Source organism: Streptomyces sp. NPDC004539 (assembly GCF_040610055.1).
Lineage (GTDB): Bacteria > Actinomycetota > Actinomycetes > Streptomycetales > Streptomycetaceae > Streptomyces.
Genome location: NZ_JBEXLS010000012.1, coordinates 1 through 15598 on the forward strand (window position 1 = coordinate 1; position 15598 = coordinate 15598).

The 15598-nt window shown below is 73.2% G+C and carries 17 protein-coding genes; 11 read left to right on the forward strand and 6 right to left on the reverse strand.

Annotated elements, in window-relative coordinates; genetic code table 11:
• Nucleotides 1-244 (reverse strand): hypothetical protein (locus ABZX85_RS24470; protein ID WP_355872338.1); only part of this gene is annotated, 244 nt, incomplete at its 3' end.
• Between the two features lie 160 nt (nt 245-404).
• Between ABZX85_RS24470 and mftR the strand changes: the two genes are divergently transcribed.
• A complete protein-coding gene (mftR, locus tag ABZX85_RS24475) occupies nt 405-995 on the forward strand; it encodes a mycofactocin system transcriptional regulator (RefSeq protein ID WP_355872341.1) in 591 nt (196 codons plus the stop codon).
• On the opposite strand, the gene ABZX85_RS24480 is transcribed toward mftR, so the two are convergent.
• Nucleotides 957-2435: a GMC family oxidoreductase N-terminal domain-containing protein gene (locus tag ABZX85_RS24480; RefSeq protein WP_355872343.1), complete on the reverse strand. Its 1479-nt coding sequence runs from the start codon at nt 2433-2435 to the stop codon at nt 957-959. The two genes, mftR and ABZX85_RS24480, sit on opposite strands and share 39 nt — an antisense overlap.
• Before the next feature lie 145 nt (nt 2436-2580).
• Here ABZX85_RS24480 and mftA point away from each other — a divergent pair, with 145 nt between their 5' ends.
• The 9 genes from mftA to ABZX85_RS24525 all read left to right on the forward strand — a co-directional run bounded on the left by mftA (nt 2581) and on the right by ABZX85_RS24525 (nt 9910).
• Complete coding sequence (gene mftA / locus ABZX85_RS24485) at nt 2581-2700, forward strand: mycofactocin precursor MftA (RefSeq protein ID WP_355872346.1); 120 nt, start codon at nt 2581-2583, stop codon at nt 2698-2700.
• A gap of 9 nt (nt 2701-2709) precedes the next feature.
• On the forward strand, nt 2710-2988 hold the full coding sequence (gene mftB, locus ABZX85_RS24490; RefSeq protein ID WP_355872348.1) for a mycofactocin biosynthesis chaperone MftB: 279 nt from the start codon (nt 2710-2712) through the stop codon (nt 2986-2988).
• Complete coding sequence (mftC, locus tag ABZX85_RS24495) at nt 2985-4124, forward strand: mycofactocin radical SAM maturase (RefSeq protein ID WP_355872350.1); 1140 nt, start codon at nt 2985-2987, stop codon at nt 4122-4124. The genes mftB and mftC overlap by 4 nt, the downstream gene beginning before the upstream one ends.
• Nucleotides 4117-5286, forward strand: a complete 1170-nt coding sequence (gene mftD, locus ABZX85_RS24500; protein WP_355872353.1) for a pre-mycofactocin synthase MftD — start codon at nt 4117-4119, stop codon at nt 5284-5286. Before mftC ends, mftD begins: the two co-directional genes overlap by 8 nt.
• On the forward strand, nt 5283-5978 hold the full coding sequence (gene mftE / locus ABZX85_RS24505; protein WP_355872355.1) for a mycofactocin biosynthesis peptidyl-dipeptidase MftE: 696 nt from the start codon (nt 5283-5285) through the stop codon (nt 5976-5978). Before mftD ends, mftE begins: the two co-directional genes overlap by 4 nt.
• Nucleotides 5975-7378, forward strand: a complete 1404-nt coding sequence (gene mftF / locus ABZX85_RS24510; protein WP_355872358.1) for a mycofactocin biosynthesis glycosyltransferase MftF — start codon at nt 5975-5977, stop codon at nt 7376-7378. The genes mftE and mftF overlap by 4 nt, the downstream gene beginning before the upstream one ends.
• A 61-nt stretch (nt 7379-7439) precedes the next feature.
• Nucleotides 7440-8621, forward strand: a complete 1182-nt coding sequence (locus ABZX85_RS24515) for a hydroxylase (protein ID WP_355872360.1) — start codon at nt 7440-7442, stop codon at nt 8619-8621.
• Nucleotides 8618-9145 carry a flavin reductase family protein gene (locus tag ABZX85_RS24520; RefSeq protein WP_355872363.1) on the forward strand — a complete coding sequence of 176 codons (528 nt, stop codon included), beginning with the start codon at nt 8618-8620 and terminating at the stop codon, nt 9143-9145. Before ABZX85_RS24515 ends, ABZX85_RS24520 begins: the two co-directional genes overlap by 4 nt.
• Before the next feature lie 30 nt (nt 9146-9175).
• Nucleotides 9176-9910 carry a hypothetical protein gene (locus ABZX85_RS24525; RefSeq protein ID WP_355872366.1) on the forward strand — a complete coding sequence of 245 codons (735 nt, stop codon included), beginning with the start codon at nt 9176-9178 and terminating at the stop codon, nt 9908-9910.
• A 51-nt stretch (nt 9911-9961) separates the two neighbouring features.
• On the opposite strand, the gene ABZX85_RS24530 is transcribed toward ABZX85_RS24525, so the two are convergent.
• Genes ABZX85_RS24530 through ABZX85_RS24540 form a run of 3 tightly spaced genes read right to left on the reverse strand, consistent with a single transcriptional unit; the run spans nt 9962 to nt 12589 of the window.
• Entirely contained in the window at nt 9962-10708 is a 747-nt protein-coding gene (locus ABZX85_RS24530) for an SDR family oxidoreductase (protein WP_355872368.1), read from the reverse strand.
• Entirely contained in the window at nt 10705-11469 is a 765-nt protein-coding gene (locus ABZX85_RS24535) for an SDR family NAD(P)-dependent oxidoreductase (protein WP_355872371.1), read from the reverse strand. The genes ABZX85_RS24530 and ABZX85_RS24535 overlap by 4 nt, the downstream gene beginning before the upstream one ends.
• A 19-nt stretch (nt 11470-11488) precedes the next feature.
• Nucleotides 11489-12589: an acyl-CoA dehydrogenase family protein gene (locus ABZX85_RS24540; RefSeq protein WP_355872373.1), complete on the reverse strand. Its 1101-nt coding sequence runs from the start codon at nt 12587-12589 to the stop codon at nt 11489-11491.
• A gap of 76 nt (nt 12590-12665) precedes the next feature.
• Here ABZX85_RS24540 and ABZX85_RS24545 point away from each other — a divergent pair, with 76 nt between their 5' ends.
• Complete coding sequence (locus tag ABZX85_RS24545) at nt 12666-13859, forward strand: thiolase family protein (RefSeq protein WP_355872375.1); 1194 nt, start codon at nt 12666-12668, stop codon at nt 13857-13859.
• Nucleotides 13860-14062: 203 nt separating this feature from the next.
• Here the strand turns inward: ABZX85_RS24545 and ABZX85_RS24550 are convergent, their stop codons facing one another.
• Nucleotides 14063-15541: an aldehyde dehydrogenase family protein gene (locus ABZX85_RS24550; RefSeq protein WP_355872378.1), complete on the reverse strand. Its 1479-nt coding sequence runs from the start codon at nt 15539-15541 to the stop codon at nt 14063-14065.
• Between the last annotated feature and the right edge of the window lie 57 nt (nt 15542-15598).

The window sequence follows — 15598 nt, forward strand, 5'->3', positions numbered from 1 at the left end:
GCGCGTCCCACTTGCCCCGGGAGGCGGTCGCGAACACCTCGGCGCCCAGGTGCCGCGCCAGCTGCACGGTCTGGGGCCGCCCCCGGTACAGCGCGACCCCCATGCCGAGCGCCACCACGCCCATCCCGGCGCTGGTCATGTACCCCTGCGAGTTCTCGGCGATGAGCGGCGCCGCGACGGCGGCCGTGGTGTTGAAGAGGAAGAGGGTCCACAGAACGGTGCGGTTCGCGAGCATCGCCTTCACGGGAGGAGCCTTTCGGTTACGAGAGAGCCGTTGACCTGGTGGGATCAACGATTCCGTGATCGGCTCGGCGGAACGAGGGGGCGGTCTCCCGGGTCCGTGGTGGAGTTGGCTGAACCTGCGCTCGTCGTACGAAGATGGCAGTACACGAAGGGGAGGCCGGATGGGGTCCGACGCCGTGATGGGACGGCCGCGCGCGACGTCGCGGCCCGCGCTGGAGCGGCTCGGGTTCGAGCTGTTCGCCCGGCGGGGGTTCGAGCGGACGACGGTCGACGACATCGCCGACGCGGCCGGTATCGGGCGGCGCACGTTCTTCCGGTACTTCGCCTCCAAGAACGACCTCGTGTGGGGCGACTTCGAGGAGCAGCTGGAGCGGCTGGACGCGCTCCTCGCGACGGCCGACCCCGGGACCCCGATGATGGACGCCGTGCGCGAGGCGGTCGTCGAGTTCAACCGCTTCGACCCGGCGGTCGTCCCCTGGCACCGCCAGCGCATGACCCTGATCCTCGAAGTCCCCACCCTCAAGGCCGACTCCGCCGTCCGGTACGCGTCCTGGCGGGCCCTCGTCACCGCGTTCGCGGCCCGCCGCCTCGGCCTCCCCGCAGGCGAGCTGCTGCCCCGCCTGATCGGCAGCACCGTCCTCGCCGCGTGTGTCGCCGCCTACGAGCAGTGGCTCGCGGACGAGGACGCCGACCTGAGTGACCTCCTCAACGCGTCAATCGGCCAACTCTCCGCCGGGTACAACCACTTGTAGTATCCCGGCGGCGATCACCTCCCCGACGAGGACGGCCGTCGCCGCCGGACCCCGCAGCGGGGGAACCGGCAGGAGCGACGTGTCCGCGACCCGCAGCCCCGCCACCCCGCGCACCCTCCCGTACCCGTCCACCGCCGACCCCAGCGGCACCGTCCCGCACAGGTGCTGCGCCGTCCCCAGCCGCTCCCGCACCCATTCGTCGAGCAGCCGGTCGTCCCGCAGCACCGCCACCCCCGGCGCGACCAGCCCCGGCCCCGCCAACTCGGCCGTGACCCGCACGACTTCCCGCAGCCGGCGCCGGTCCTCCGCAGTCGACAGGTACCCGTACGCGAACATCGGCGGCGTCCCCGGATCGGCGCTCACCGTCCGCATCCTGCCCGTCGGCCTCGGCGTCTGCACCGACGCGAGGAACGCCAGCGGAGCCCCCGGCACCGAGACCCGCCCGCTCGTCAACCCGGCCATCGGGACCAGTGACTGGAGGATCTCCAGGTCACCGCTCGGATGGTTCCCGTCCGACGCGGGCAGGTGCAGCGCGCCGCCCAGCCAGGAACCCGACGGCTCCGGCAGCGCACACCCCGGGTGCCACTCCAGGACCACCTGAGGATGGTCACCGAACCGCGCGCCGACCTCCGGGACGTCGCTGACGACCGGTATCCCGAGCGCCTCCAGCTCCCGGCGCGGGCCGATCCCCGACAGGTGGAGCAGGTGAGGGGAGCGCAACGCCCCGGCGCAGAGCACCACTTCACCGCCGTACACCGTCTCGCGGCGGCCGGCGCGCGCGAACTCCACGCCGGTCGCGCGGCCCCGGTCGACGACGACGCGCAGGGCCGTACTGCCGCCGTGCACACGGAGGTTGGGGCGGTTGAGAGCGTCGAGGAGGTGACTGAGGCCGGTGTTGAGCCGGACGCCGTCCGCCGTGTTGGTCGGGACCGGGCCGAACCCCGGTGCGCCGTCGGCGTTCTTGTCGGGCTCCTCGGGAAAACCCAGGCGCAGCGCGGCCGTCCGGAACTTGTCGGCGGCCGGATGGTCCAACTCGGTGCGGGCCAGGCCGGTTTCGAGGGCGCGCAGGAACGGGAGCACCCTGTCGTACGACCAGACCGGGCCGCCCGCCGCCGACCAGCGGTCGAAGTCCGCACGCCGGGCGCGGACGAAGTAGCCGCCGTTCACGGTCGTCGACCCGCCGAGATACCGGCCCCGCACGACCGTGTACGGGTGCGCCGGCGTCAGGTGGACGTCGTACGGCTGGAGTGCCGGATGGCCGGGCCGGGCACCGGGGACGAGGCGGGCGTCCAGCAGGTCGGCGCCGAAACCGTCCCGTCGGCGCGGTACCGGACCCGCCTCCAGGACCAGCACCCGGCGTCCGGGGTCCTCGCTGAGCCGGGCCGCGAGAACCGCGCCGCTGCCTCCGGCACCCACCACGATGACGTCCGCTCGCTCCATGGACACGGGATTCAAGACGGTCGGCGGGGCCCGCGCAAGACCCGGTGGCGCAGGACCCCTTCACTTTTGGCACATGGTGCCATTAGTCTCCCGGCATCCGACGGAAGCCGCCCGCGACCGCGCGGGACGTCTGAGGGAGAGCCGTATGCACGAGCTCCGTTCCGAACAGTCCGAAGAGACCGTCGAGACCGACGCACCCCCGCTCATCGAGGCGGAGGACCTCCTGGAGGAGATCTCCATCGACGGCATGTGCGGCGTCTACTAGACCGCCCCCATGACCACCGGGATCGACCTCGACCGCGCCTGGGACCTGCACCCGCAGGTCTCGGTGCGGCCCGAGCCCTTCGGCGCCCTGCTCTACCACTTCGGCACCCGAAGGCTCACCTTCCTCAAGGACCGCCGCCTGCTCGCCGCCGTCGAACACCTCGCGCACGCCCCCACGGCCCGCGCCGCCTGCCTCGACGCCGGCCTCACGGAAGCCGAACTCCCGCGCTACCAGCGGGCGCTGGCCGCACTCGCCGACTCCGCGATGCTCGTGGGAAGGACCCCATGACCCGCCTCACCGACCTGTTCGAGCACGGCCTCGACGCCCCCATCTGCCTCACCTGGGAACTCACCTACGCCTGCAACCTCGCCTGCACCCACTGCCTGTCCAGCTCCGGCAGACGCGACCCCCGCGAACTGACCACCGCCGAAGCCATGGCCGTCATCGACGAGCTGGAGGCCATGAAGGTCTTCTACGTCAACATCGGCGGCGGCGAACCCACCGTCCGCCCCGACTTCTGGGACCTCCTCGACCACGCCACCGCCCACCACGTCGGCGTCAAGTTCTCCACCAACGGCGTCCGCATCACCCCGCAGGCCGCCGAGCGCCTCGCCCGCAACGACTACGTGGACGTCCAGATCTCCCTGGACGGCGCCACCCCCGACGTCAACGACGCGATCCGCGGCCGGGGTTCGTACGCGACGGCGGTCCGGGCCCTGGAGAACCTCGCCGCCGCCGGGATGAGCAACGTCAAGATCTCCGTGGTCTGCACCCGCCACAACATCCCCCAGCTCGACGCGTTCAAGACCCTCGCCGACCGCTACGGCGCCACCCTCCGCCTCACCCGGCTGCGCCCCTCCGGACGCGGCGCCGACGTCTGGGACGACCTCCACCCCACCGCCGCCCAGCAACGCGAGCTGTACGACTGGCTGGTGGCCCACGGCGAGTCCGTCCTCACCGGCGACTCCTTCTTCCACCTCTCCGCGTACGGCGAACCCCTCCCCGGCCTCAACCTGTGCGGCGCCGGACGCGTCGTCTGCCTGATCGACCCCGTCGGGGACGTCTACGCCTGCCCGTTCGCCATCCACGACGAGTTCCTCGCCGGGAACGTCCGCGACCCCGGCGGATTCGCCCGGGTGTGGCGCGACTCCGAGCTGTTCGGGCGGCTGCGCACCCCGCAGCACGGCGGCGCCTGCGCCTCCTGCGCCTTCTACGACACCTGCAAGGGCGGCTGCATGGCCGCGAAGTTCTTCACCGGCCTCCCGCTCGACGGCCCCGACCCCGAGTGCGTCCAGGGACACGGCGAGCGACTGCTGACCCTCCGCGACCCGGTGCTCCTGCCGAGACCGTCCGGCGACCACTCCCGGCCCGCCCGCGACTGCGACGAGAGCCCGCTGACCATCGTCAGGAAGGCCCATGCCTAGGAACCCCTGGTTCGAGACCGTCGCCGAGGCCCAGCGCCGGGCGAAGAAACGGCTGCCCGCCTCCGTGTACGGCGCGCTCCTCGCCGGCTCCGAACGCGGCCGGACCCTCCACTCCAACACGGCCGCCTTCGCCGAACTCGGCTTCTCCCCGAGGGTCGTCGGCCACCACGCGCACCGCGACCTCACCACGACCGTCCTCGGCGTCCCGGCCGCGTTCCCCGTCGTCATCTCCCCGACCGGCGTCCAGGCCGTCGACCCCGAGGGCGAGGTCGCCGTCGCCCGAGCCGCCGCGAACCGGGGCGTCCCGATGGGCCTCAGCTCGTTCGCGAGCCGTCCCGTCGAGGAAGTCGCCGCCGCCCAGCCGGACTTCTTCTTCCAGCTCTACTGGAGCGGTACCCGCGAGACGATGGTCCGCCGCATGGACCGCGCCCGCACGGCGGGCGCCAAGGCCCTCGTCGTCACTCTCGACTGGTCCTTCTCCCAGGGCCGCGACTGGGGCAGCCCCGCCATCCCCGAACGGCTCGACCTGCGGACGATGCTCAAGTTCGCCCCGGACGTCCTGCCCCGCCCTGCCTGGCTCCTCAGGTACGCCAGAGCCGGCCACCTCCCCGACCTGACCGTCCCCAACCTCACCGCCCCCGGCAACCCCGCCCCCACCTTCTTCGGCGCCTACGGCGAATGGCTACAGACCCCACCCCCCACCTGGGACGACGTCACATGGCTCCGCGAGGAGTGGGGCGGCCCCTTCCTCCTCAAGGGCGTCACCCGCGTCGACGACGCGAAACGGGCCGTCGACGCGGGCGTCACCGCCCTGTCCGTCTCCAACCACGGCGGCAACAACCTCGACACCACCCCCGCGACCATCCGCCTCCTCCCCGCCATCGCCGAAGCCGTCGGCCATCAGACCGAGGTCCTCCTCGACGGCGGCATACGACGCGGCGGCGACGTCGCCAAGGCCCTCGCCCTCGGCGCACGGGCCGTCCTCATCGGGCGGGCCTACCTGTGGGGGCTCGCGGCGAACGGGCAGGCCGGTGTGGAGAACGTCCTCGACATCCTGCGCGGCGGTCTCGACTCGGCGGTCCTCGGCCTCGGCCGCGCGGCCGTCCACGACCTCACGCCGGACGACCTGGTGATCCCGCCCGGCTTCCGCCTCGACCTGTGAGGGGCGTGCTGGCCGACGCGGTGTGGCCCGCCGTTCCGCGCGGTGTACTGGTCGTCGTTCCGGTGGGCTCCACCGAGCAGCACGGGCCGCATCTGCCGCTGGACACGGACACGGTCGTCGCGGACGCCGTGGCCGGGCGGGTCGCGGGGACGCTTCCGCGCGCGCTGGTGGCGCCCGCCCTGGCCTACGGCGCCAGCGGGGAACACGCCGGGTTCCCCGGGACCGTGTCGATCGGGCAGGAGGCGCTGCACGCCGTGCTCGTCGAACTGGCGCGCTCGCTCGCCCTGTGGGCCGGGCGCGTCGCCTTCGTCAACGGGCACGGCGGGAACACGGCGACCCTCGACCGGGCGCTCGGGCTGCTGCGGTCCGAGGGGCACGACGTGGCGTGGACGGGCTGCGAGATCCCCGGCGGGGACGCGCACGCCGGGCGCACCGAGACCTCCCTCATGCTCCACCTCGCCCCCGCGCGGGTCCGCCTCGACGCCGCCGTCGCCGGCGACACCCGGCCCCTGTCCGCGCTCATGCCCGACCTGGTCGCGCACGGCGTGCGGGCCGTCTCGCCCAACGGCGTCCTCGGCGACCCGGCCGGAGCCTCGGCGGAGGAAGGGAAGCGCCTCCTGGACCAGATGACCGGCGCCACGGTCCGCCGTATCGAGACGTGGGCGGCCGACGACCGGGGCCGCCTGAGATGACCGTCCTGCGGCTGGACCGGCACACCCGCGTCCTCGACGACGGCCGCGCCCTGCTCGGCGGCCACCCCACCCGGCTCCTCAAACTCGCGCCCAGGGCACGGAAGTTGCTCGACGGCAGAACCCTCACCGTCCACGACACGGCGAGCGCCGCCCTGGCCGAGCGGCTCCTCGACACCGGCCTGGCCCACCCTGTCGTCGACACCCTCCCGCTGCCGGCCGACGCCCGCTGGACCGTCGTCGTCCCGGTCCGCGACCGGCCCCGCCAACTGGCACGGCTGCTGCACAGCGTCGACGGCCACCCGGTGATCGTCGTCGACGACGCCTCGCACGACCCGGCGGCCGTCGCGGAGGTCGCCGCCCGCTTCCACGCGAGGCTCGTCACCCTGACCACCAACCTCGGCCCCGCCGGCGCCCGCAACGCCGGGCTCCGGCACGTCACCACCCCGTACGTCGTCTTCGCCGACTCGGACGTCGTCCTGCCCCCCGACACGATCCCCACCCTCCTGCGGCACTTCGCCGACCCCCGCGTCGCCATGGCCGTCCCCCGCATCACCGGCCTCCCCACCCCGGCGCCCACCTGGATCGAACGGTACGAGAACGCCCGCTCCTCCCTGGACCTAGGCGCCCACCCGGCACTCGTCCGCCCCGGCACCCCCGTCTCCTGGGCGCCGACCGCCTGCGCCGTCGCGAGAGTCGACGCCCTCGGGGCCGGGTTCGACGAGGCGATGCGGGTCGGGGAGGACGTCGACCTGTGCTGGCGGCTCGTGGCCGAAGGACGGCACGTGCGCTACGAGCCCGCCGTGCACGCCGCGCACGAACACCGGTCGCGCACCGGCGACTGGCTCACCCGCAAGGCCGTGTACGGCACCGGCGCCGCCCCCCTCGCCCGCCGCCACCCCGAGTTCATCGCCCCCGCCGTACTCGCCCCCTGGAGCGCCCTGTTCGCGGCCTCCCTGCTCGCCCAGCGCCCCTGGTCCGCGCCGGTCGCGGCGGGCGTCCTCGCGGTGACGGCCGTACGCGTCGGCCGGAAACTCGACGGGACACGCCACCCCTACCGGCTCGCCGCCCGCCTCACCGGAAACGGCGCGCTCGCCGCCCTCGCCCAGACCTCGGCCCTGCTGAACCGACACTGGTGGCCGCTCACGGCCGTGGGGTGCGTGGTGTCCCGGCGGATACGCAGGGCGGCCCTGGTCGCCGCCGTGGCGGACCTCGCCCTGGAACGCCCGCCGGACCCCCTGCGCCACGGGATCGCCCGGCGGCTCGACGACCTCGCGTACGGCGCCGGCGTGTGGCTGTCGGCGTGCCGGGACCGGTCGGCCGTCGCCCTGCTGCCCCGTCTCTCCCCTGTCCCGGTCAGCGGAAAGCGCCCGGCGGGTACGGGGCGCGCACCCCGAGACTGAGGGCGCCCGCCGCCGGGGACGACGTGCGGCGCGGGCGTCGATCAGTCACCAGGAGGTGCGCGTGACGCATGAAGTGGTCGGCCGTGTCGAGGAGTCGGGGGCCGAACTGGCCGCACTCGCCGACGAGAACGAGACACTCGGCAGACTCAGCGACCGGACCGTGGAACTGCTCCGCTCCGCCGGAGTGATCCGCCTGCTCCAGCCCAAGGCGTACGGCGGCTACGAGGCCCACCCCCGGGACTTCGCCGAGGCCGTCATGGCGGTCGCCCGGTACGACGGGGCCGCCGGCTGGGTCAGCGGAGTCGTCGGCGTCCACCCGTGGGAGCTGGCCCAGATGGACCCCCGGCTCGCCCATGAGGTGTGGAACGACGACCCGGACACCTGGATCGCCTCCCCGTACATGCCCAACGGCGTCGCCGACCCCGTCGACGGCGGCTACGTCCTCAGCGGACGCTGGCCGTTCTCCTCCGGCAGCGACCACTGCCGCTGGGACTTCCTCGGCGCGCTCCTCGGCGACGGCAAGGGGCAGCCCGCCCAGCCGATCACCGTCCTGCACGTCGTCCTGCCGCGCTCCGACTACGAGATCATCGACGGCACCTGGGACGTCGTCGGCCTCGGCGGCACCGGCAGCAAGGACGTCGTCGTCGACAAGGCGTTCGTCCCCACCCATCGCGCGATCCGCCAGGAGGCCGTCCAGGAGAGCGCCGCCGCCGAGGAGTTCGGGCTCACCGACACCCTCTACCGGCTGCCGTTCAGCTCGATGTTCCCCCTCGGCATCACCTCCGCCGTCATCGGCATCTGCGAAGGCGCCCTCGCGCTGCATCTGAGCCAGCAGAAGGAACGCGTCGCCGTCACCGGCGTCCAGGTCCGCGACGACCCTTACGTCCTGTACGCCGCAGGGGAGGCCGCCGCCGAGATCGCCGCCTCCCGGGTCCAACTCCTCGACGGCATCAGCCGGCTGTACGACAAGGCCGACTCCGGGCAGAAGATCACCGTCGAGGACCGGGCCGACGTACGCCGCAACCAGGTGCGCTGCGCCTGGCGGGCCGTCGGCGCCCTCGACCAGATCTTCACCCGCTCCGGAGGCAACGCGATCCGCCGGAACAACCCGATGCAGCGGTACTGGCGGGACGCCCACGTCGGACTCCAGCACATGATCCACGTACCGGGCAGCGCCTACCACGCGAACGCGCTCGCCGCGATGGGCCTCGAACTGCCCGAGCCGATGCGCGTCCTGATATGAACCAGCGGCAGTTCCGCGACGTGCTGGGCAACTTCCCGACGTCCGTCGTCGCCGTCACCACCACCGACGCCGACGGCCGGCCGCACGGCATGGTCGTCGGCACCTTCACCTCCGTCTCCCTCGACCCGCCCCTCGTCTCCTTCCTCGCCGACAGCTCCTCCCGGACGCTGCGGACGATCCTCGCGGCGGGCCGGTTCTGCGCGAACTCCCTTGCCGGGAACCAGGAACGGCTCTCCCGCAGGATGGCGACCGGGCCGGGACACGAGCGGTTCGACGGGGCCGGCTGGACCCCCTCGCAGGCTGGGAACCCCGTCCTGGACGGCGTCGTCGCCTGGGTGGACTGCGCGGTCGAGCGCGAGGTGGAGATCGGGGACCACCTGCTGGTCGTCGGGCGGGTGCGGGACCTGCGCGTCGAGTCGATGAAGACCCCGCTGCTGTTCTTCCGCGGCGGATACGGCGACTACCTGTCCAGCGCGGCCGTGCTGCTGGACAGCCTCGTCGGCTGGGACGAGATCGGGAGATAGCCGAGAGCACGCCGGAACAAGGAGCCGCAGATGCCACAGCCGCCGCAGTTGAGAAACGACCTCTACATCAGACTCCAGCGCCTCTCCGCGTGGTGCGGAGTCGTCCTGTTCGTGGGCTTCCTCATCGCCTTCGTCGTGGGCCACCTCACCCCGCCCATGAGCCCGACGGAGAGCCCCGACGACATCGTCAGCTTCCTCAAGGACCATCGCACGGGCATCCTCACCTGTGTCGCCCTGATGGTCCTGCTCGTCCCCTTCGAGTACCCCTACGTCGTCGTGACGAGTCTCCAGATGCGCCGGGTCGAGGGCGGCTGGGGGCTGCTCTCCATGATCCAGCTGCTCACCGGGGTCGTCGCCCCGGTCGGGTTCTTCTTCCCGCTCGCGATCCTCGCCGCCGCCGCGTACCGGCCCGAGATCCACTCCGCCGACGTGCTGTCCGCCATGACCGACACGTTCTGGCTCATGTTCGTCGGCAACGCCTGCATTTTCGTCCTCCAGGTCTGGTCGATCGGGTACGCCTCCTTCGTCGACCACACCCGCGAGAAACCGCTCTTCCCCCGCTGGTACGGCTGGCTGAGCGTCGTCCTCGGCATCCTCCTCATCCCCGGCGCGTTCGTCTTCCTCAACCGGACCGGACCGCTCGCCTGGGACGGCCTCTTCGCCTACGCCCTCCCCTCGGCGGCGTACTTCGTCTGGAAGATCGCCACCCCCTACGTCCTGCTCAAGGCGATCAGCGACGAGGAACGCGAACTCGCCCAAGCATGACGCGACGGCTGTGCCCCGCAACCGAGTTGCGGGGCACAGCCGTCTGCACGCTCAGAGGGAGAGCGCGAACCCGCCCGTCACCCGCAGGGTCTCCCCGGTGACGAACGAGGCCCGGGGCGAGACGAGATGGAGGAGCGCCTCCACGATGTCCCCTTCCGTGCCCGGCCGTCGGAGGACCTGCTCGCCGAGGACCCGTTCCGTCTCGGCGGGGGAGAGCTGGGCGCGGACCGTGTCCGTGAGGACCAGGCCCGGGGCGATCGCGTTGACCCGGATGCCGTCCGGCGCGAACTCCCGCGCGAACGCCATCGTCAGCCCCCGCACCGCCAGCTTGGAGACGCCGTAGACGCTCCGGTTGGCGAAGGACGCCGAGGACGAGATGTTGACGACGGACGCGCCCTCGCGCCCTTTCATCGCCTCCCGCGCGGCCAGCGAGCAGACGACGACACCCATCACGTTCACGTCCAGGACCCGGCGCACGGCCGCGACGCCCAGCTCGCCGAACGGGCGGTGGTAGGCGGTGTGCAGACCGGCGTTGTTGACCAGGACGTCCAGACCGCCGTACCGCTCGGCGATCCCGGCGACGACCGCGCCCACCGCCCCCTCGTCGGTCACGTCGCAGGCGACCCCGACGGCCTCCGCCCCGATCGAGGCAGCCGCCTCGGAAGCGGCGTCACCGTCGACGTCCGCGAGGACCACGGACGCGCCCCGCGCCGCGAGCGCCGCTCCGAACGCCCTCCCGAGACCCCGCCCGCCCCCGGTCACGAGGGCCACCTTCCCCCGCAGCTCCACGCCGCTCACCGCGGCCCGAACCGCTGGCCGGCGTCGAGGCGCAGGCACTGCCCGTTGAGCATCGGGTTCTCCACGACGGCCAGCGCCAGCTTCGCGTACTCCTCCGGCCGCCCGAGCCGCCGGGGGAACGCGGCGTCCTTGACGAGCGCGGCCCGTGTCTCGGCGGGGATCTTCTCGGTGGCGCCCGTCTCGAAGAGGCTCGGCGCGATCGCCACGACCCGGATGCCGAGCGAGCCGAGATCACGGGCCATGGTGAGGCTCATCCCGGCGATCGCCGCCTTAGCTGCCGAATAGGCGACCTGCCCGATCTGCCCTTCGAACGCGGCGATCGACGAGGTGGTGACGATGACCCCGCGCTCGCCGTCGGGCTCCTCGGGCTCGCCTCGGCTCATGTGCAGGGCCGCGAGGCGGCTGATGTTGAACGTCGCCACCGCGTTGAGGTCGAGGACCCGGCGGAACGTCTCCAGGTCGTGCGGGCCGTCCTTGCCGAGCGTGCGCCGGACCGTGCCGCCGCCCGCCGTGGTCACCGACACGTGCAGCCCGCCGAGCGCCTCGACGGCGGCGGCGAGCGCGTCCTCCGTGGCCGCGAAGTCGGTGACGTCGACGGGGTGGAAGGTCCCGCCGAACGTGGCCGCCACCTCCTCGCCCGCCGACGCCGGACGGTCCAGCACCGCCACCTCGGCGCCGCGCGCCGCGAACAGTTCGGCGGTGGCCCGGCCCATGCCGGACGCGCCGCCGAACACGACGGCCTTCTTGCCCTTGATCTCCATGCGGAACCTTTCCTGTCGGTCAGGAGCGGGGTCGGCTTCCCAGGAGCCCGCACAGCCGGTCACGGTGCACGGCCGCGTCGCCGTACAGCACGCTGTCCGCGCGGGCCCGGCGCAGATACAGATGCAGGTCGTGCTCCCACGTGAAGCCGATCCCGCCGTGCAACTGGAGCGCCCGGCCCGCGACGTCGGAGGCCCCGGCGGCGACGTACGAGGCCGCCGCGCAGGACGCCCGCTCGGCGTCGGCCCCGGCCGCCGCTGCCTGGTAGGTGATCGCGCGGGCGCCGTGCACCACGAGCGCCATGTCCGCGCACGCGTGCTTCACCGCCTGGAACATGCCGATCGGCCGCCCGAACTGCACGCGCGTCGTGGTGTGTTCGACGGTCAGCTCCAGCATCCGCTCCATTGCCCCGAGCGCGTCGGCGCAGCGCAGCACCGACGCCTCGTCGAGCAGCCGCCGGATCTCCCCGGGCGAGGCGTCCAGCCGGTGCGGGGTGCGCACACCGTCGAACCGGACCTCGTAGAACGAACGGGTCGGGTCGAGGACCCGCTGCCGCCGCATGCTCACCCCGGGCGCGTCCCGCTCCACGAGGTACGACGCCGGCGTGCCGTCCTGGAGCGCCGTCACCAGCAGCCAGCGGGCGCCACCGGCGTCCTGCACGGCGGTCTTGACCCCGTCGAGGACGTGCACGCCGCCCGCCGACCTGGCCGTGGCCCGCACTCCGGCGAGGGACCAGGGGCCGCGGGGTTCCGCGAACGCCCACGTCGCCCACGCCGATCCGGCGGCCAGCGCGGGCAGCACCTCCGCCCGTAGCTCGGGCGGGGCGAGGGCGAGCGCCCGGCCGACGACCGCCGTCGGCAGGAACGGTCCGCGGCCGAGCGCCCGCCCGATCTCCTGGGCGACGAGGGCGAGTTCGACCAGCCCCTGACCCGATCCGCCGTACTCCTCCGGCAGCCCCAGACCGGGCCAGCCGAGGCCGGCGGTCAGCCGCCACAGCTCGGGATCGACATCCTCGTCACCGTCCGCCCACGCCCGTACCCGTGCGACGGGGGCCCGGTCCGACAGGAGGTCGCGCGAGGCCGCGCGCAGCATCTCCTGCTCCTCGCTGAGCTCGAAGTTCACCCGAGCAAGGTATCCTCAATTGGGGAATCGGTCGAGAGTATGTCGCTCAACTCTCCAGTTAAGTACTCTCAATTGCATGGTTGACGCCGTTCTCCTCTCCGCGTGCCGCACCGCGATCGGCACCGCCCGCCGGGGCACCCTCCGCGACACCGACGCCTTCCGCCTCGCGACCGTCGTCGTCCGCGAGGCCGTACGACGCGCGAGGCTCCCCGCCGGACTCCTCGACGACGTGATCCTCGGCGAATCCCTCGCCGGGGGCGGCGACATCGCCAGGTACGCCGCGCTGGAGGCGGGGCTGACCCATGTTCCCGGACTCGCCCACAACCGGCACTGCGCCTCGGGGCTCGCCGGCATCGCGAGCGCCGCCGCGAGCGTGCGGGCCGGGATGGACCGGGCGGTGGTCGCGGGCGGCACGCACTCGTCGTCCACCGCGCCGGTCGGCCGGCGGCGCACACCGGGCGGCGACGCGTGGCAGGACCCCTGGATGCCGCCGACGCATGTGCCGACGCCCGCCGCGCCCAACGACGACATGGGTGTCCTCGTCGGCTGGAACACGGCACGGCTCGCGGGGATCGGGCGGGCGGAGATGGACGCGTGGGCGTTGCGGTCCCATCAGCGGGCCGTTGATGCCATTGACCGGGGGGTGTTCGTCGAGGAGATCGTGCCTGTGGTGGTCGGGGGTGCCTCGGGTGGTGCCTCGGGCGATGCCTCGGGTGGCGTCGAGTTCGCCGTCGACGAGCACCCTCGGCGGGACACCACCGCCGAGAAGCTGGCCGCGCTGAAGCCGCTGCACCCCGAGATCGACGGGTTCTCCATCACCGCCGGGAACTCCAGCGGCGTCAACGACGGGGCCGCCGCGGTCGTCGTCGCCTCCTCCGAACTGGCCGCCGAGCAGGGGCTGACCCCGCTGGCTACCGTGCGATCCTGGGCGAGCGTCGGTGTCGATCCCGTCGAGACGGGGCTCGCTCCGATCGCCGCGATCCGCAAGGCGCTCGACCGGGCGGGGCTGCGGCTCTCGGACGTCGACGTGTTCGAGGTGAACGAGGCGTTCGCGTCGGTCGCGGTGGCCACGACCAGGGAACTCGGGCTCGATCAGGAGCGGGTGAACCCGTTCGGGAGCGGGTGCAGTCTCGGGCATCCCGTCGCGACGACCGGGGCTCGGATGGTCGTCACGTTGACGCACGAACTGCGGCGCAGGGGTGGGGGAGTGGCGGTCGCGGCGATGTGTGCGGGTGGGGGGATGGGGGCGGCGATGGTGTTGACGGTGTGAGGGGGTCGGGGCGGCGGGGCCGATGGGGTGAGGGCGCCGGTCAGCGGGGCTGAACGAGGTGAGGTGATCGGTGGGGCTGGTGGCGGGTGTCGGCCTGGGCGCACGCCGGCAGCGGGCCCTTCGAGCGTGCCGCGCCCGCCGTTCCGCCGCCGACGCCGCGCCCGCCGTCCTCCTCGACCTCATGTCCTCACCCCTTCACCCCCTCACCGCCCCGCCCACGTCACCGCCTTCGTCTGGAGGTACTCGTCCAGCCCGAACTCCCCCCACTCCCGCCCCAGCCCGCTCTGCTTGTACCCCCCGAACGCCGCGCGCGGATTCACCCCCGCGCTCCCGCCGTTGACGCTCACCCCGCCCGCCCTGATCCGTCCCGCGATCTCGTACGCGGTGACGGTGTCCGCGCTCCAGACGCCGGCGGCGAGGCCGTAGGGGCTGTCGTTGGCGATGCGGACGGCCTCGTCGTCGTCGGCGAAGGGGATGACGACGCCGACCGGGCCGAAGAACTCGGTGCGGGCGATCGTCATGGAGTTGTCGACGCCGGTGAAGAGGGTGGGCTCGACGAACCAGCCCCGCTCCAGACCCGCCGGCCGCCGCCCGCCGAGCGTGAGCCGGGCGCCCTCCTCCTCGCCGGCGCGGATCAGCTTCTCCACCTTGTCCCGCTGGGCGGCGCTGATCAGCGGCCCCATGGTGGTCGCCGGATCGGCCGGGTCACCGACGCGGACGGCACCGAGCGCCTCCGTGAGCCGGTCGACGAACTCGTCGTGCACCGACGCGTGCACCAGCGTCCGCGTGAGCAGCGAACACCCCTGACCGGCATGGGTGACGATCCCGGACAGCGCGGAGCGTACGGCGCCGGCGAGGTCGGCGTCCGCGCGGACCAGGTTCGCCGACTTGCCGCCCAGCTCCAGGACGACCTTCTTGAGGGAGGCGGCGGCCTGGGCGTACACCAGGCGGCCGACGGTGTCGGAGCCGGTGAAGCTCACCAGGTCGACCATCGGGTGGGTCGTCAGGACCCGGCCCGCCTCCGCGTCGCCGGTGACGATGTTGAGGACGCCCGGCGGCAGCCCGGCCGCGTCCGCGAAATCGCCGATCAGGAGGGACTCCAGGGGCGTCGCGGGCGCAGGTTTGAGGACGGCCGTGCAGCCTGCCGCGAGCGCCGGGATCACCTTCATCATGCTGAGGAAGAACGGGAAGTTGTACGCCGAGACCAGCGCGCACACCCCGAACGCCTCGCGGCGCAGCACCCCTTGGGAGATCCCCACACCGGGCACGGGTGTCGGGTCCATCGGGCGCTCCCAGCCGAACGCCGGCATCACCCGCTCCGCCATGTCCCGCAGATGCGCCACCGGGACCCGGGTCTGGAGCGTCTCGGCCAGCGCGCGGACCGAGCCCGCCTCGGCCATGTTCACCGCGACGAGTTCGGGGAGCCGCCGCTCCATCTCCTCGGCCATCCGCAGCAGCACGGCGGCCCGCTCACGGGGGTGCGTGCGGGGCCACGGCCCCTCGTCGAAGGCCCGGCGGGCCGCCTCGACGGCTCGGCGCACGTCGTCGGGCGTGGCGTCCGGGACCTCGGCCACCGGTTCCTCGGTCGCGGGGTTGCGCACGACCAGCGGGGTGTCGGCGCGGCCGTCGGTGCGGCGGCCGTCGATGTAGAGCTGGGTGGAGAACGCGTAGGGCGTCGTCATGGTAATGAGTGTACTTAATTGAGGCGGGCGGGAAAGGGGTGTGGCCGACGGGCCTTG

What these genes read in the sequence shown, in the direction of transcription:
- mftR (WP_355872341.1), top strand. Translation starts at nt 405, where the DNA reads ATGGGGTCCGACGCCGTGATGGGACGGCCGCGCGCGACGTCGCGGCCC.
- ABZX85_RS24480 (WP_355872343.1), bottom strand. Translation starts at nt 2,435, where the DNA reads ATGGAGCGAGCGGACGTCATCGTGGTGGGTGCCGGAGGCAGCGGCGCG.
- mftA (WP_355872346.1), top strand. Translation starts at nt 2,581, where the DNA reads ATGCACGAGCTCCGTTCCGAACAGTCCGAAGAGACCGTCGAGACCGAC.
- mftB (WP_355872348.1), top strand. Translation starts at nt 2,710, where the DNA reads ATGACCACCGGGATCGACCTCGACCGCGCCTGGGACCTGCACCCGCAG.
- mftC (WP_355872350.1), top strand. Translation starts at nt 2,985, where the DNA reads ATGACCCGCCTCACCGACCTGTTCGAGCACGGCCTCGACGCCCCCATC.
- mftD (WP_355872353.1), top strand. Translation starts at nt 4,117, where the DNA reads ATGCCTAGGAACCCCTGGTTCGAGACCGTCGCCGAGGCCCAGCGCCGG.
- mftF (WP_355872358.1), top strand. Translation starts at nt 5,975, where the DNA reads ATGACCGTCCTGCGGCTGGACCGGCACACCCGCGTCCTCGACGACGGC.
- ABZX85_RS24520 (WP_355872363.1), top strand. Translation starts at nt 8,618, where the DNA reads ATGAACCAGCGGCAGTTCCGCGACGTGCTGGGCAACTTCCCGACGTCC.
- ABZX85_RS24525 (WP_355872366.1), top strand. Translation starts at nt 9,176, where the DNA reads ATGCCACAGCCGCCGCAGTTGAGAAACGACCTCTACATCAGACTCCAG.
- ABZX85_RS24535 (WP_355872371.1), bottom strand. Translation starts at nt 11,469, where the DNA reads ATGGAGATCAAGGGCAAGAAGGCCGTCGTGTTCGGCGGCGCGTCCGGC.
- ABZX85_RS24545 (WP_355872375.1), top strand. Translation starts at nt 12,666, where the DNA reads ATGGTTGACGCCGTTCTCCTCTCCGCGTGCCGCACCGCGATCGGCACC.
- ABZX85_RS24550 (WP_355872378.1), bottom strand. Translation starts at nt 15,541, where the DNA reads ATGACGACGCCCTACGCGTTCTCCACCCAGCTCTACATCGACGGCCGC.